This is a genomic window from Rossellomorea sp. y25 (assembly GCF_038049935.1).
In the GTDB taxonomy this organism is placed as follows: domain Bacteria; phylum Bacillota; class Bacilli; order Bacillales; family Bacillaceae_B; genus Rossellomorea.
Genome location: NZ_CP145886.1, coordinates 2,957,344 through 2,972,473 on the forward strand (window position 1 = coordinate 2,957,344; position 15,130 = coordinate 2,972,473).

Annotated in this window: 15 protein-coding genes and 1 riboswitch; of the genes, 5 read left to right on the plus strand and 10 right to left on the minus strand. The window is 41.5% G+C overall.

All coding sequences use genetic code 11. The annotated features are described in order from the left end of the window. Positions 1-39: 39 nt before the first annotated feature. Positions 40-609, minus strand: a complete 570-nt coding sequence (locus AAEM60_RS14965; protein ID WP_299738333.1) for a YqhR family membrane protein — start codon at positions 607-609, stop codon at positions 40-42. A gap of 309 nt (positions 610-918) precedes the next feature. On the opposite strand from AAEM60_RS14965, the gene AAEM60_RS14970 reads away from it, so the two are divergent. Continuing rightward, a complete protein-coding gene (locus AAEM60_RS14970) occupies positions 919-1,284 on the plus strand; it encodes an SA1362 family protein (protein ID WP_299738335.1) in 366 nt (121 codons plus the stop codon). Between the two features lie 16 nt (positions 1,285-1,300). Here AAEM60_RS14970 and AAEM60_RS14975 read toward each other — a convergent pair whose 3' ends face one another. From AAEM60_RS14975 to AAEM60_RS14985, 3 genes are all read right to left on the minus strand, one after another. Further along, positions 1,301-2,182, minus strand: coding sequence for a patatin-like phospholipase family protein (locus AAEM60_RS14975; protein ID WP_299738338.1), 882 nt, complete (start codon positions 2,180-2,182; stop codon positions 1,301-1,303). Between the two features lie 106 nt (positions 2,183-2,288). Continuing rightward, complete coding sequence (locus tag AAEM60_RS14980; protein ID WP_299738340.1) at positions 2,289-4,859, minus strand: vitamin B12-dependent ribonucleotide reductase; 2,571 nt, start codon at positions 4,857-4,859, stop codon at positions 2,289-2,291. Positions 4,860-5,208: 349 nt separating this feature from the next. Beyond that, positions 5,209-6,045, minus strand: coding sequence for a biotin/lipoate A/B protein ligase family protein (locus AAEM60_RS14985; RefSeq protein WP_299738342.1), 837 nt, complete (start codon positions 6,043-6,045; stop codon positions 5,209-5,211). 212 nt (positions 6,046-6,257) lie between these two features. On the opposite strand from AAEM60_RS14985, the gene AAEM60_RS14990 reads away from it, so the two are divergent. Next, entirely contained in the window at positions 6,258-6,641 is a 384-nt protein-coding gene (locus AAEM60_RS14990; RefSeq protein ID WP_044340028.1) for a rhodanese-like domain-containing protein, read from the plus strand. 64 nt (positions 6,642-6,705) lie between these two features. Further along, positions 6,706-6,942 (plus strand): hypothetical protein, encoded by a 237-nt coding sequence (locus AAEM60_RS14995; protein WP_299738344.1) that lies wholly within the window; start codon positions 6,706-6,708, stop codon positions 6,940-6,942. Positions 6,943-7,134: 192 nt separating this feature from the next. Here AAEM60_RS14995 and gcvPB read toward each other — a convergent pair whose 3' ends face one another. Genes gcvPB through gcvT form a run of 3 tightly spaced genes read right to left on the minus strand, consistent with a single transcriptional unit; the run spans position 7,135 to position 11,060 of the window. Then, positions 7,135-8,598, minus strand: a complete 1,464-nt coding sequence (gcvPB, locus tag AAEM60_RS15000) for an aminomethyl-transferring glycine dehydrogenase subunit GcvPB (protein WP_299738345.1) — start codon at positions 8,596-8,598, stop codon at positions 7,135-7,137. Continuing rightward, positions 8,591-9,937, minus strand: a complete 1,347-nt coding sequence (gene gcvPA, locus AAEM60_RS15005) for an aminomethyl-transferring glycine dehydrogenase subunit GcvPA (RefSeq protein WP_341356583.1) — start codon at positions 9,935-9,937, stop codon at positions 8,591-8,593. The genes gcvPB and gcvPA overlap by 8 nt, the downstream gene beginning before the upstream one ends. 16 nt (positions 9,938-9,953) lie before the next feature. Then, the gene (gene gcvT / locus AAEM60_RS15010; RefSeq protein WP_299738348.1) at positions 9,954-11,060 is read right to left on the minus strand and encodes a glycine cleavage system aminomethyltransferase GcvT; all 1,107 of its coding nucleotides are present in this window, start codon (positions 11,058-11,060) and stop codon (positions 9,954-9,956) included. Positions 11,061-11,239: 179 nt separating this feature from the next. Then, a riboswitch (glycine riboswitch) is annotated at positions 11,240-11,331 on the minus strand. Between the two features lie 174 nt (positions 11,332-11,505). Here gcvT and AAEM60_RS15015 point away from each other — a divergent pair. Further along, the gene (locus tag AAEM60_RS15015; protein ID WP_341356584.1) at positions 11,506-13,206 is read left to right on the plus strand and encodes an SNF2-related protein; all 1,701 of its coding nucleotides are present in this window, start codon (positions 11,506-11,508) and stop codon (positions 13,204-13,206) included. Continuing rightward, positions 13,175-13,966, plus strand: coding sequence for a YqhG family protein (locus AAEM60_RS15020; protein ID WP_299738352.1), 792 nt, complete (start codon positions 13,175-13,177; stop codon positions 13,964-13,966). Before AAEM60_RS15015 ends, AAEM60_RS15020 begins: the two co-directional genes overlap by 32 nt. An 82-nt stretch (positions 13,967-14,048) precedes the next feature. Here AAEM60_RS15020 and AAEM60_RS15025 read toward each other — a convergent pair whose 3' ends face one another. From AAEM60_RS15025 to AAEM60_RS15035, 3 genes are read right to left on the minus strand one after another with little or no spacing between them, the layout of a single operon-like run. Next, positions 14,049-14,228, minus strand: coding sequence for a YqzE family protein (locus AAEM60_RS15025; RefSeq protein WP_044340022.1), 180 nt, complete (start codon positions 14,226-14,228; stop codon positions 14,049-14,051). 48 nt (positions 14,229-14,276) lie between these two features. Continuing rightward, positions 14,277-14,786: a shikimate kinase gene (locus AAEM60_RS15030; RefSeq protein ID WP_299738356.1), complete on the minus strand. Its 510-nt coding sequence runs from the start codon at positions 14,784-14,786 to the stop codon at positions 14,277-14,279. Positions 14,787-14,789: 3 nt separating this feature from the next. Beyond that, positions 14,790-15,122 carry a hypothetical protein gene (locus AAEM60_RS15035; protein ID WP_341356585.1) on the minus strand — a complete coding sequence of 111 codons (333 nt, stop codon included), beginning with the start codon at positions 15,120-15,122 and terminating at the stop codon, positions 14,790-14,792. Positions 15,123-15,130: the final 8 nt, after the last annotated feature.

Genomic DNA, 15,130 nt, shown 5'->3' on the forward strand with positions numbered 1-15,130 from the left:
TTACCTATACCTACATAATTGTCTGATAATAAGGATTTGTTAATGTGAAACTTCACCTGATTTTTCTTTCTGATCTTGATGTCTCAACTCGTTTTCTTCATAGGAAATGGAGTAGCCAATAAATACACCATATAAAATATACAAGCAGAAGGTTGTGATCAGGGTGTGATAATCAATGGATGTAAAGGATTGAATGCTCGGAAAGAGTGGGTTGAGCAGTAAAAAGAAAGCCAGGTATAACGCTGCACCATAAGCAACTCCAACCCACATGGACTTGAATTTCCTCAATAAACCATAATAGATAAGGGCCACTCCAATAGAAATCACTCCGTAAGCCAATATAGAAAGAACGATTCCAATCCATTTGTCCACCCAGTCCCCAACCGCCCATGGCTCAAAAATGATATTAGGCTCAATTTTCGTAAAGGAAAAAAAGTAACAAAGGTAGGCAATTGCACTCCATAACATTCCACCAATAAAGCCCGTCACAACCACCATTCCCATGAATGAAAGTGGTTTTTCACCCTGATTTTGCTCTAATCGGGGATTCTCCTTGCTTTCTTCTGTTCCATCCTGAATCTTTTCATGTTGTCCTTTTTGTTCCGCCATCTTTAGCACCTCCATTCGTAGTATGTCCCATTGATTTAAACATTTGCATGCTTTGCATATTTTTGGTGTGTATGTTGGTATGGGTTCATAAACAGCGTAAGGGAGGAAATATGTATAATGAATCGCTACCTCTAGTGCTTTGAATCATTTTTTAGTAAAATAGATATTATCTTTCCAAGTTTCAGAAAATAAGTACAACATGAATCACATAAAAACGATAATAAATACGATTAAAGAGCAAGGAAATTGTCTAGAATAATAGTATAGATATTATTTAAAGATGGATTGTATTGTAAGGAGGTGGCTTTGTTGAACGCTCGTAATATCTTTGTTTCCACATTAATATTGTTAGCTATAGTAGGGCTCGTAACTTCCCTATTCGGAAATCCTTTAGGGCTTGCAAAACAATTACTGGTAACAGCAGCCGTCATCGGGATTATCTACTTTATATACCGAAGATGGTTCAGCGGGAGGCGGGCTGGTAATAGTAATGAACAGAGAGCGTTTGTTAAAGCAGCCAAGCAATCGAAGAAGCGTCATAAGAAGAAGTCTTCAAGTAGGCCTCAACAAGTATCAAACGCCCAAAAGAAACGTTCGATACGCAAGAAATCCAATGCCAATCTGACTGTAATTGAAGGAAAGAAGAATAAGAAAAACAATCGAGCCTCGTTTTAGGAGCTCGATTGTTTTATTAATATGTCCATTTTTGCAGAAATGCTTCAGCTTTTGATTTTCCGTACCGGATGAGCTCTGTTTTCCTTTCTGGGGTTAACTCGAATTCGGTTGTGAGCACTCCTTCAGTAGGAATAAAGATGATGTTTTTTTCATGTTTTCTGGAAATGTATCTGGAATCATGTGCATCTTTCATCGTAGTAAAGAGGGCTTCATACATATCAATCGCATTCTTGATTTGTTTTTTCGGCTTTCCGACTAGATCGTGACTTAACTTCACCCCTATTACCGGCCTCACCTTTTTCACATTTTCCCGATCGAACAGCCACATTGGAAAATTACTGAGCACCCCACCATCCACCATAAAACTTATTCCTTCTAAAGATCGTAACTTTACAGGTTCGAAAAAATAAGGAAGACTCGCACTCATTCGTATCGCCCTTGCAACAGGAAAGGTTTCTTTAGCTATTCCATACTTCTCAAGGTCGTCAGGGAGAACTAATAATCTGCCGTTCGATAGATCTGAAGCGATCACCCGGAGTGAATGGGGAGGTAAATCGGCGAACGTATAGATCCCTCTAGCCTTCAGCTTTTCTTCCACCCAGTTTTCAAGCGCCACTCCTTTATACAAACCTAAACGATGGTAAACCCGAAACCATTTTATAATAGGAAAGGAGATGATCTCGTTTGAGTCCAGCAATTTATTAAAATCTATATCATCCATGATTTTCAAAAGCTCCCTGCTCGAATAACCTGCAGCAATAAATGCTGCAATCACTGCTCCTGCACTCGTTCCTGCGAGCCTCTTAAATCTGTAGCCCTTCTCCTCTAATGCTTGATATGCCCCAATCAAGGCGAGCCCCTTGATGCCTCCGCCTGAAAAAACGCCATCGATGTCCACAGGCTCCACTCCTTCTTTTTCTCTTACTACATCTTTAATTCACAAAGAAGGATTTTAGACTAAAAAAATAGGAGGGGAACCAGTCCCCTCCTATCTATCTTTATTATTATAAACCGCACTTCAGTTGAGCACCGCAGTTGGTACAAGTATTGCAGCCGCCCATATCTTTTACCGTTCCTTTACGGCAGACAGGACACGTATTTCCAACTTCAGAACCAATGGTAACGTCTGTTGAACGCACGTCTTGAATCGTATCGAGTAACACGATCGGCTTTTTAGTTGTAGGAATCTCTTTTTGTTCTGCTTCATGCTCGTCATCAAAGCTGTTTTCTTCTGCTTTGAGGGTAAGAACTTGCGAATCACGGCTTCCATCAACGTACACCGTACCGCCTTTTGCTCCACCTTTATAAAGACGCTCATACACTTTTTCTACTTGCTCAACCGTATAACCACGAGGGGCATTAACGGTTTTCGAAATGGAGCTGTCAATCCAATTCTGGATGACACATTGAACATCAGCATGTGCTTGTGGCGCCAGGCTCATGGAAGATACAAACCATTCTGGAAGATTGTCAGCATCTGCTTCCGGATTTCTCTTTAAGTAATCCTCTACAATATCCGCTTTTACTTCAATAAACTTACCAAGACGGCCGCTTCTGTAATATGTGAAGGAGAAGTATGGCTCGAGACCTGTAGATACACCAACCATCGTACCTGTTGAACCTGTTGGAGCAACGGTTAACAGATGAGAGTTTCGAATCCCGTAGTGTTGAATGTCATCCCGTACATCCTCAGGCATTTTCTTCATGAAACCTGTTTCCACAAACGCTTTTCGTAAAGCCTTCGTTTCTTCGTCGGTACTTCCAGTAAGGAATGGGAAGCTTCCCTTTTCCTTGGATAATTCAACGGATGCACGATAAGCGGTTGTTGCGATGGCTTCGAACACCTCATCAACCAGCTGGTTACCTTCTTCTGAACCGTATTCTTTTTCACAATAGATCAACAAGTCTGCAAGCCCCATAACCCCAAGGCCGACACGTCGCTCACCAAGGGCCTGCTTTTTGTTTTCATCCAGGAAGTACGGAGTCGCATCAATGACATTATCCTGCATGCGAACACCCACTTCAACGGTACGCTTCAACTTTTCGAAATCAACGGTTTTCGTCTCTTTATTGGCAAACTGAGCCAGATTCACGGCTGCCAGATTACACACTGAATAAGGAGCAAGAGGCTGTTCACCACATGGGTTGGTAGCAACTACCTTTTGACCATAAGCTTTCGCATTCGTCATATCATTCGCGTTATCAATAAAGAAGATTCCAGGCTCAGCTGAATACGTTGCACAAACATTGATAAGATTCCAAAGCTCTTTCGCTTTGATCTTACGGTAGGTACGGACTTTGTATCCAAGCTTTTCCCACTCTCGGACGTCACCGACATTGTGCCATTCTTCATTGTAGTATTTCATTTGCTCTTCATTGTAACTTTCAACATCCGGGAAGCGGAGTTCATACTCACGATCGTTTTCCACAGCTTCCATAAAGTCGCTTGTTAAACAAACAGAAATATTGGCACCTGTCAGAAACTCTGAATTATGGACGCTATATGTTCCGCCTGTACGCAGCTTTTCTTCTGCATTCTTAAGGATCTTCGCATCAAACCCACCATACCCGGGGATTTGTCTATAGTTCAGGATTCCTTGATACATCGCTTCCTCTTGTTCCGTCAGAGGGGTGAATTTCAATTTATCCTGTGCCGCTTTTTTAATGGTTTCATCTTCTGTATTCTCAAGGAGATAACGCAGAATACGCGGGTTTTGCATTTTAGAAATGATGAATTCGATAATATCGGGATGCCAATCTGATAACATGATCATTTGTGCCCCGCGTCTTGAACCGCCCTGCTCAACCAAATGAGTCAATTTGGCGATGTCATCCAGCCAGGAAACCGAACCGGAGGATTTACCGTTCACACCTTTTGCAAGGGTATTGCGCGGACGAAGCGTCGATCCATTCGTTCCGACTCCCCCGCCTCGGCTCATGATCTCCATTACCTGCTTGCGATGTTCTGAAATCCCTTCACGTGAATCCTGTACGAAAGGCATCACGTAACAGTTAAAGTACGTAACATCCGTTCCGGCACCCGCTCCATAAAGCACTCGACCAGCAGGAACAAAATGCAGGTTCACCAATTCATGATAGAACTTCTCAAACCAAACTTGTCTCTTTTCAGGAGTTTCTTCCACTTCTGCTAAGCCTGTTGCGTTACGCTTTGCAATTTGTTCGTAGTAGACTTCGAGAGGTTTTTCAATTACATCAAGTGTTCTAGAAACGATACCCGTTTCCATTTCTTCAGGTTTGTCTATGGCACTTCTGTACTCTTCTTCGATCCAAACATCTGCTTTCTTCGTTTCCCAATCGATGCTTGTGATGTAACCTAACCCTCTTGCAGGGAATTTAGGATCTTCTTTGATGGTGAGGACTACAAAGTCTCCTTCAGAAAGGGTGATTTTTTCCGTGTCTTTGAAAGAATAACGATCAATCATGACAAGACGGGATACACCTTTGTGTGTAGTATTCATATCCGGTGTAATGGGATGTACTTGAGGAAATAATCCGATATCCTGATTTAATCTTTCGATGTTTAATTTCATTGTGTTTTTCGACGCAACAGTCATAAAGACAACTCCTTCTATCTCAAATCTTTCATTTGTTTGTTATTTACTTTGATGTGTAATATCAAATAATACGATATCATAGCTCTATTAGAAAAGCAATAAATAAACACAACATATAGTGTGCAAAAAATTATTCGACACACCATATATTGTGTTTCGGGTCAATAGGTCATTTGTTTGTCAAACGGATAATAAGCCAATAAAAATAGAAAACAGGAGGAAACAATAGAAAATCATATAATACTCCGACCATTTCTATTAATTTAGAACTTGATATAAATCCAAGTCGCGTAATAGTTGGTAAAATAGGAAAAAAGCGACAAGCATCGCTTTTTTTCTACAAAAAATTTTATCGTTTAAAATTCCAATCATCTGATTCGTACCGGGTTTCGGCAAGGTCCACAACATATTGTGTTTCCTCTTCAGAAAGTTCATATGGTTCCAGGTGGATATTCAGTCCTTCTTCAAAACCTTTTTTGAACGCTTCCTTGGCCATGTCCATGGTGACCGTTTCAGAACTGATTTCGTTCATCGCAACGGCCTTGTTTTTAAAAGCTCGCTGCATACGCTCTTTTACCCTGTCAGATGGATAATTAAACAGACTAAACAATTTATCTTCGTCAAGATCCAGGAGGATAGAGCCGTGCTGGAGGATGACGCCCTTTTGACGCGTCTGGGCACTGCCTGCCACTTTCCTTCCTTCAACCACCAGTTCATACCAGCTGGGTGCATCAAAACAAACAGCTGAACGTGGATTTTTTAATCCTTCCCTCTCTTCTGCTGTTTTCGGAACAGCAAAGTAGGCTTCAAGGCCCAGGCCCTGAAATCCCTTTAGAATTCCTTCCGAGATGACACGATACGCTTCCGTTACTGTTTTAGGCATTTCAGGATGATCTTCTGAAACAATGACGCTGTACGTCAATTCATGTTCATGCAGAACCCCCCTGCCTCCAGTCGGTCTTCTGACGAATCCGAGTCCGTGCTCCTTAACGGCTTCAAGATTGATTTCCTTTTCTACCTTTTGGAAGTAGCCAATCGATAGTGTCGCGGGATCCCAACCGTAAAAACGAATCGTCGGAGGAATCTTCCCTTCACTATGCCAATCGAGTAGCGCCTCATCAAGGGCCATATTATAAGAAGGGGAACAATTCCCTGAGTCAATGAATCTCCATGTTTCCTTTTTCATGCATCATACCTCATTTACGTCTTCTCTTTGATATTTTATTATGTAATCATTCAACTTCATTCAAGTCCGTTACTAGTCTATCAAATCCAATCGAAAAAACAAAGAAAAACAGATTGGAAAGTGTTTGCTATAAAATAATAAATTTGTTTTGATTCTCGGAGCTTTCATGAATATAATAGAAGATAGCGCATTTGTAGAAAGGAGCATGAATGATGGAAGGATTATATATTCTTTTAGTCGTACTTGGTGGAATCATTGTTTATTCACTCTTTACGTTCTTCTATCAAAAGAGAATTGTGAATACATTGACTGAAGAAGAATTTCGAGCAGGATATCGTAAAGCTCAATTGATAGATGTTCGTGAAGCGAATGAATTTGAAAACGGTCACGTACTTGGCGCACGAAATATCCCCCTATCTCAAATAAAAATGAGACAAAAGGAAATCCGTGCCGATCAACCCGTTTACCTTTATTGCCAAAGCGGACTCCGCAGCGGACGAGCAGCTCAAATGCTTCACCGCAAAGGATACCGAGATCTTCACCAATTGCAGGGCGGCTTTAAAAAGTGGACAGGTAAAGTAAAACATAAAAAATAATGTGAAAGGATTGCCTTAGAGGCAATCCTTTTTTTGATCGGTGGGAGTAGTCGGATGGATTGCGTTGATGGATCTAGTGGTAGTATGTAGAATCCCATCAACAAATGGGATTATTTGTAATTCGGCTGGATTTTTGCTGAAAACTGCTGGATTCCTGTTCATTTCGGCTGGATTATCAACCAAAACGGCTGGATTCCTGTTCATTTCTGCCGGATTATCGACCAAATCGGCTGGATTCCCTTTCACTTTGGCTGGATTATCGACCACCACGACCGAATTCCGCGCCTATTTTGCTGAGTGATCCACCATATCTGCTTAATTACTTGTCTTACTATGCTAATAGTCCCTTTAAACGGCCAAATCACGTCTTTTTCACTTGAATTACAGGAGATAACACCACAATCACCTCCGCCCCATTTCTCTTTCAATGAAGGTCCGTCCCTCAGAAAATCCCCGCAGCGAACCGCTGCGGGGATTTCCAGTTTTACATCTTTTAGCTTTCTTTTGTATAACGCAGTATTGGTTTTCTTGCTGCGAGTGTTTCGTCCATACGTTTGACGATGGTCGTATGAGGTGCTTCTTGGACGATTTCCGGTGTTTCTTCTGCTTCTTTAGCAATTTGGATCATTGCATCTATAAAGGAATCTAGGGTTTCTTTCGATTCTGTTTCCGTTGGTTCAATCATCATGCATTCTTCCACATTTAATGGGAAGTAAATCGTAGGCGGATGATATCCGAAGTCGAGTAGTCGCTTCGCAATATCCAATGTACGGACGCCAAGCTTCTTCTGACGTTTTCCACTGATGACAAATTCATGCTTACAATGACGATCGTATGGAAGGTCGAAGTGAGGAGCCAGTCTGCGCATCATGTAATTTGCATTCAGGACTGCGTTTTCTGTAACGGCTCTCAGTCCGTCCGGCCCCATCGTTCTGATGTAAGTATAGGCACGAACGTTAATACCAAAGTTCCCATAGTATGGTTTTACACGGCCAATTGAATCAGGACGGTTGTAATCGAATTCGAACTTTTCGCCATTTTTCACCAGGACCGGTTTTGGAAGGTATTTAATCAAGTCTTCCTTCACTCCGACAGGACCGCTTCCAGGACCACCGCCTCCGTGAGGGCCCGTAAACGTCTTATGAAGATTTAAATGCACGACATCAAATCCCATGTCCCCAGGTCTGGCTTTTGATAATACTGCATTTAGATTGGCACCATCATAATACAGCTTACCGCCTGCTTCATGAATGATTGCAGCCATTTCCAGAATGTTTTCTTCAAATAAACCAAGAGTGTTCGGATTGGTCAGCATCAGGGCTGCAGTATCATCTCCTACTACACGCTTCAGATCTTCCAAATCAACTAATCCATTCTCGTTTGATTTAACCGTTACTGTTTCGAAACCTGCTACAGTGGCACTGGCAGGGTTCGTTCCATGAGCTGAATCCGGTACGATGACCTTCGTACGGTGAGTGTCACCATTTGCTTCATGGTAAGCACGGATCATCATAAGACCGGTCCACTCTCCATGAGCTCCTGCTGCAGGCTGCAGGGTCACCTCATCCATACCTGTGATCTCTTTCAAATGCTCTTGAAGATCATACATAAGTTCAAGCGCGCCTTGAACACTTTCTGCTTCTTGTAGCGGATTGATATGGGCAAATCCATTCAGTCGTGCAACGTTTTCATTCACCTTTGGATTGTACTTCATCGTACAGGACCCTAAAGGATAAAAACCGGAATCCACACCATGATTACGTTTTGATAATGCTGTATAATGACGCATGATATCCAGTTCAGATACCTCTGGAAGCTCTGGTTCTTCCGAACGGATATAATCTGATGGAATGAGATCCGATAATTCCACCTGTGGTACATCTAATTCAGGTAAGCTATAGCCGACACGGCCTTCTTTAGATAATTCAAAAATAAGAGGTTGATCTTGCTTATTCATGACAATCCCCCAGTTCTGCTACGAATGCGTCGATTTCTTCTTTGCTGCGAAGTTCAGTAACAGCCACCAGCATGTGCTGTGCCAAGCTGTCATCCACTAGTCCAAGATCGTATCCACCAATCATTTCTTTTCCTAGAAGCTTTTGATTGATTTCTTTGACAGGCATATTTACCTTAACGACAAACTCATTGAATGTTGGACCTTCAAATGCAATGGAGAATCCTTTTGCTTTAAAGGCTTCTTTTGCATAATGTGCTTTTTGGATATTTTGAAGTGCCATCTCTTTGACGCCCTGTTTTCCAAGTGCTGTCATGGCCACAGATGCTGCGAGTGCATTTAATGCCTGGTTTGAACAAATATTCGACGTTGCTTTATCACGACGGATATGCTGCTCACGCGCTTGAAGAGTCAGAACGAATCCTCGGATTCCATCTTCATCAACGGTTTGACCAACAAGACGGCCCGGTACTTTACGCATAAGCTTCTTGTTCACGGCAAAGTATCCACAGTGAGGTCCACCAAAGGCACTTGGAATGCCAAATGGCTGTGCATCACCAATGACGATATCTGCACCTAATTGTCCAGGAGGTGTAAGTGCACCTAGTGCAAGTGGGTTTGAGGAAACCACGAACATCGCTTTTTCAGCATGAGTCACTTCTTCGATCGCTTTTAGTTCTTCCACCCGGCCGAAGAAGTTAGGATATTGAACGATTACCGCTGCAATTTCATTGCTCATTAATTTCTTAAGTTCTTCCACGTCCGTTACACCATTATTGTGCGGGATTTCCACCACTTCGATATATTGACCTTTTGCATAAGATCGTAAAACATCACGTGATTCCGGATGTACGGTACTTGAAACCAATACCTTTTTACGGCGGGTCTGACCTGCGCTCAGCATAGCTGCTTCTGCTAGTGCCGTTCCTCCATCGTACATGGAAGAATTGGCTACATCCATGCCAGTCAGCTCACAAATCATCGTTTGAAATTCAAAGATAGCTTGAAGTTCCCCTTGTGAGATTTCCGGCTGGTAAGGAGTATAGGCAGTATAGAACTCTGAACGTGATAATACATGATCCACGATGATCGGCATGTAGTGGTCGTATACTCCTGCCCCTAAAAAGGACGTGTGACTTTTCAAGTCAGCATTCTTCGCTGCCAATTTGGTCAGTTCTTTTACCAATTCCGTTTCTGACTTCGCTTCTTTGATTTTGTAATCCCCTTTGAAACGAACCTTCTCAGGAATATCTTCAAATAGATCGTTAACGCTGTCTACTCCTATGCTGTCTAACATTTCCCTTTGATCTTGCTCTGTCATCGGTAAATAACGATGCTTCATGACCGTCATTCCTCCCCTATTTCTTTGGTCTTTTATAGAATGGTGTCGATACCACTTTGGCTTTTAACTTTTTCCCTCTGATTTCAACCAGTACTTCTGTATCTAAAGAAGTAAACTCTTTATCAAGTAATGCTAATCCTACATTTTTCTTTAATGTCGGTGATTGCGTACCGGTTGTGACTTCCCCTATTTCTTCTTCACCGGAATATACTTTATAGCCATGACGGGGAATTCCGCGATCGATCATTTCAATCCCGACGATTTTTCTTGAAGCCCCTTCTTCCTTTTGCTGTTTCAGCACTTCCTGACCGATAAATGGAACCTCTTTATTCACCTTTACGGCGAATCCGATCCCCGCTTCGATCGGCGTGATGGATTGAGATAATTCTTGTCCGTAAAGTGCAAGATTGGCTTCAAAACGCAATGTATCACGTGCACCTAGTCCGCATGGTAGCACCCCATGGTCCTTTCCTGCTTCCAGGATAGCTTTCCAGATCGCAGCCGCATCACCAGCATCACAATAGATCTCAAATCCGTCTTCCCCTGTGTAACCGGTACGTGAAACAAGTGCAAGTCTATCATCAATATTCACTTCGGTTTGGAATTTAAAAAATCCGATATCGCTTAGTGAATGTTCGTTTGTAAGTAATTGTAAAACTTGTTCGGCAAGTGGACCTTGAAGTGCCAATTGCGCCATATGTTCAGAGATGTTATTGATTTCTACGCCATCTACTTCATGTTCTTTCAACCACTGAAAATCTTTATCTATATTTGCTGCATTGACAACGAGCAAATAATCATTATCTTTTATTTTATAAACTAATAAGTCATCGACCGTCCCACCGTTTTCGTAGCACATAGCCGTATACTGAGCCCCTCCGTCTTTTACTTTGGAGACATCGTTTGTCATCATTTTTTGTAAGTAGTCAAGAGCCCCTTCACCCTTCACTTCAATTTCTCCCATATGAGAAACGTCGAATAGTCCAGCCCGGGATCGTACCGCTTCATGTTCTTCTTTAATACTTGAGAATTGCACTGGTAAAGCCCAGCCACCGAAGTCGATGGTCTTTCCTCCATACTCTTTGTACACTTCGTATAAAGGTGTTTGTTTTAACTCTGACATGACTTTTCCCCCTTTATCTTCCTTACATGCATAATCCTTAACCAAGTTTTATCCCATGAAAAAAGGACAGAAAAACCCCTTTTCATAAAGAAGTTTTCTCTGTCCTTGCACCTGAAAGTTTACCGAAGAACGGCTTTCCCCTTTGGTGGTTTCCGTTAAGGAAACACTCTCCAGAGTTGCGTCCAACAAGAGTCTTTTTGCCTGAGAGATTCACACTTAAAAGTGCTTGCTCCTTCGGCGCTGTATGCACAGTCTCTCCCCTTGTTATCATTCGCCAATATTCCTTGAAACATTTGGTCATACTAGAAATATACAGAAGAAATGTTGTAAATGTGAATGTTCGGATTTTCGAGTTTTTTTAACATTAGAAAATCTATTTTCATCCTACCATTAAATACGAGGATTGAGCAATCATTTTTATTAGAATTAAGGAGATGTTTTTCAGATGAATGTTGAGGTTTTATTTGATGAAGAATGGGGCGAGGGTCTCGAGAATTTAATTGATAACGATGGCCCATGGGGAAATTGGGAGCTTTATAAGCTGGCCATCGAATTTGAACATCATCTTGCAATTCCGAACTTTGAAGGCCTGCAAGCTCCAAAACATTTGGCAAATGTCACTCCACTCCCCCATCAGCTTGAAGCAGCAAAGCAGGTTGTCGAAACGATGAACGGCAAAGCGATCCTTGCAGATGAGGTCGGATTAGGCAAGACCATCGAAGCCGGATTGATATTGAAAGAATACATGATTAGGGGATTAGTGAAGAAAGTATTAATATTGGTTCCTGCATCCCTGGTCTCTCAATGGGCCTATGAATTGAACAGTAAGTTTTTCATCCCGGCTGTTCCGCAACGAAAAAGTTACGTATGGGATCAGTGCGATATTGTCGTCTCTTCCATGGATACGGCTAAGAGGAGCCCTCATCGAGAGAAGGTGTATGAACAGGACTATGATTTGGTGATTATCGATGAAGCTCACAAACTAAAAAATCATAAAACAAAAAACTATGAATTTGTCCAGAACTTAAAAAAGAAATTCTGCTTATTGCTGACGGCCACACCAATCCAAAATCGTGTTGAAGAGATTTTCCATCTAGTTTCCCTCCTTAAGCCTGGACATCTCGGAAATGAATCCGGGTTTTCTGACAGATATAAAAAAGGGGACCGTACTCTTCAAGAGGATGAACATTTAAAGAGTCTCATTAACAAAGTGATGATTCGTAATAGACGGAGCGATACGGGTATAGAATGGACGAAACGTCACGTTAAGACAGTTTTAATTGATTTTAACGAAGCTGAAAGAGATTTATATAACAGCATCGATTTGCTCAAGGGGGACTATGATGAGTGGGCTAATTCAAGCTCCTTCTCTCTATTGACACTTCAAAGAGAAGCATGCAGCTCACGTGAAGCAGTATTTTATACCCTTAAAAACATGCTGGAAAAGAAGGAGAACCCGACAGCAGCTTTTGAAAATACAATTGGTACACTTATGAAAAAAGTAGAAAACGTGACAATGAACTCCAAGGCTCAGAAAGCATTGGAAATCATCCAATCGATCAATGATAAAGTGATTATTTTTACAGAGTACCGGGCGACACAGCTCTATCTTCAATGGTTCTTAAAACAGCATGGAATAAGCTCCGTACCGTTTCGGGGTGGATTCAAGCGGGGGAAAAAGGACTGGATGCGTGAACTCTTCCAGAAGCATGCCCAGGTGTTGATTGCCACAGAAGCTGGCGGAGAAGGAATCAACCTTCAATTCTGTCATCACGTAATCAACTTTGACTTGCCTTGGAATCCTATGAGATTAGAGCAGCGAATCGGACGTGTACACCGGCTCGGACAAACAGAGGATGTTCACATCTACAATTTCGCTACTAAAAATACTGTAGAAGAACATATCTTAAAACTTCTTTATGAAAAAATTAATCTCTTTGAACGAGTGATCGGGCAATTGGATGAAATCCTGACACGCCTGGATTTCCGCGACTTCGAAGAACACGTAACCGATATTCTCTCTTCGTCCCGATCAGAAGGAGAAATGAAGATTAAAATGGAGAATTTAACGAGTATGATTCAATTTGCTGAACAATTAAAGGAGGAGAAATCAAATGCAGCAGCACGAAATACATCGATTTCTTGAGAGATACTTCGTGGCTAATGGTTGTGACCTGGTTGCGAACGGAGATGGTCATATGACCGTCCAGCTCACGATTGAATTGGATAAGGAGCTGATGAACCGTCCATTCTACTGGCACTACCTTGAGAAAACGGGAGGTGTCCCAAATCCCATGACATTATCCCTTATTACGAATCCAGATAAAGCACCTGAAGAATTAAAAGGAGAACCTATTCACTTCGGTTCCCCCAGGTTACACCAAATCTTTCATTCAACACGAAATCTAGCAGGATATATACGTTTATATGAAAACCGGCACACACCAAGTGGTCAACAAATCCCACTTCATCCGTGGCTCGGGCTGAACATCAAAATATCGTATCAATCCAATCGTAAAAAAGACAGCATACGAAGCATCGGATTAAACCTGATCAATGGAGTCATTCAAGAAAACTTTCATTCGTCATTGATGTCCAGAAACTTGACTCCCAAGATTCCTGATTTCTCTTTCACTCTAACACCGATCATCAAGCCGAAAAGTGGGGTGAACCGAATTCAAACGTTTTTGTATGAAGAAATCAAAAAAGAACCCGTTGAATGGGCTGAGCAGGCACGAAAAACGTGGGAGGAAGATTTACAATTATTGAATCACTTTTATGGAGATCAAGAGGAAAAACCCGAATCCTATTTCTTGGAACAACAAGCATTAAAAGAACAGTATGAACCTAAAATTTCCATTGATATTATCAATGGCGGGATTTTTTATTTACGTAACAACAATTAACGGTAAACGGAGTAGGTGCTTCAGACGCTTACTCCGTTTAACTCCATACAAAAAGACTACCAATAAGGTAGCCTTATCCACACTATTTGTTTTTCTTAAACATGATCATGAAAGCATATGGGATGATCCCGAACCAGCGAAATAGGAATGGTTCTCGCTCATTCTTCCGTTGCTTCTTTATACTTTTACGTTCATGAGGTGATTTTTCATAATGTTGGACAAATGTTTGTGTTATGAATTTAACATAATCATTCACTGACATAAAAGCCCCACCTCCCGCTTTTATCAGTATGCCCTGCAAATAAGTAATTTATTCAGCTTCGTCCCCTAGATGGGGCAGTATGTCTTGAATAACCTCTTCTACGGTTTTATTGTCTGTATGAATGGTTATGGAACTTCCACTATCATATAATGGTAAGCGGCGATTGAATAAACTCGATAAACGTTCCTTGGAATTAGTTTGCACGAGTGGACGATTCTCATCCCCTTCTAAACGGGACCATAATGAAGCAAAAGGACAAGTCAGGTGGAACACAAAGTCCTGTTTACGTAAGATCTCCCGGTTCTCTTCCCTTTCAACCACTCCGCCACCCGTAGTGATAATCGCTTGTTCGTTGGCTAACTCAAGAAGTACCTCGCTTTCAAGATCCCTGAAATATTTTTCTCCATGCTGATTAAAGATCTCTTTGATAGGCTTTTTTTCTTTATTCTCAATGTAACTGTCCATATCAATGACCGGAAGATCCAGTTCTTCCCCAAGACGTTTTCCGATCGTTGTTTTTCCCACTCCCATAAATCCAATGAAGAAAATTGGTCTCATATTCTACTCCCAACTTATAATATGTTTTGTTTCCCTATTATACACAACCGTCGTTGGAAGAAAAACCTTCTCATCGCGTTTGAAAGTCACTTCCAATTGTATTTCATCCGGGTTTATCGACTCGCTGCGGGTCAGAATTTCACCATACTCACCTTTCAACTGTTTGGAAGTAAGTACCCCACTTTCCATCTCCAACAATATCGCATGGGACACACTCACGTTTCTTTCATAAATGTTTTTCATATTGGTCAAGTATAGGTACTTACTTATAAAAAGATCCTTTGCAGCAAACCCAATAGATAAAACAATCATCAGAAGCACTAAAGTATAGGGCAATATAAATC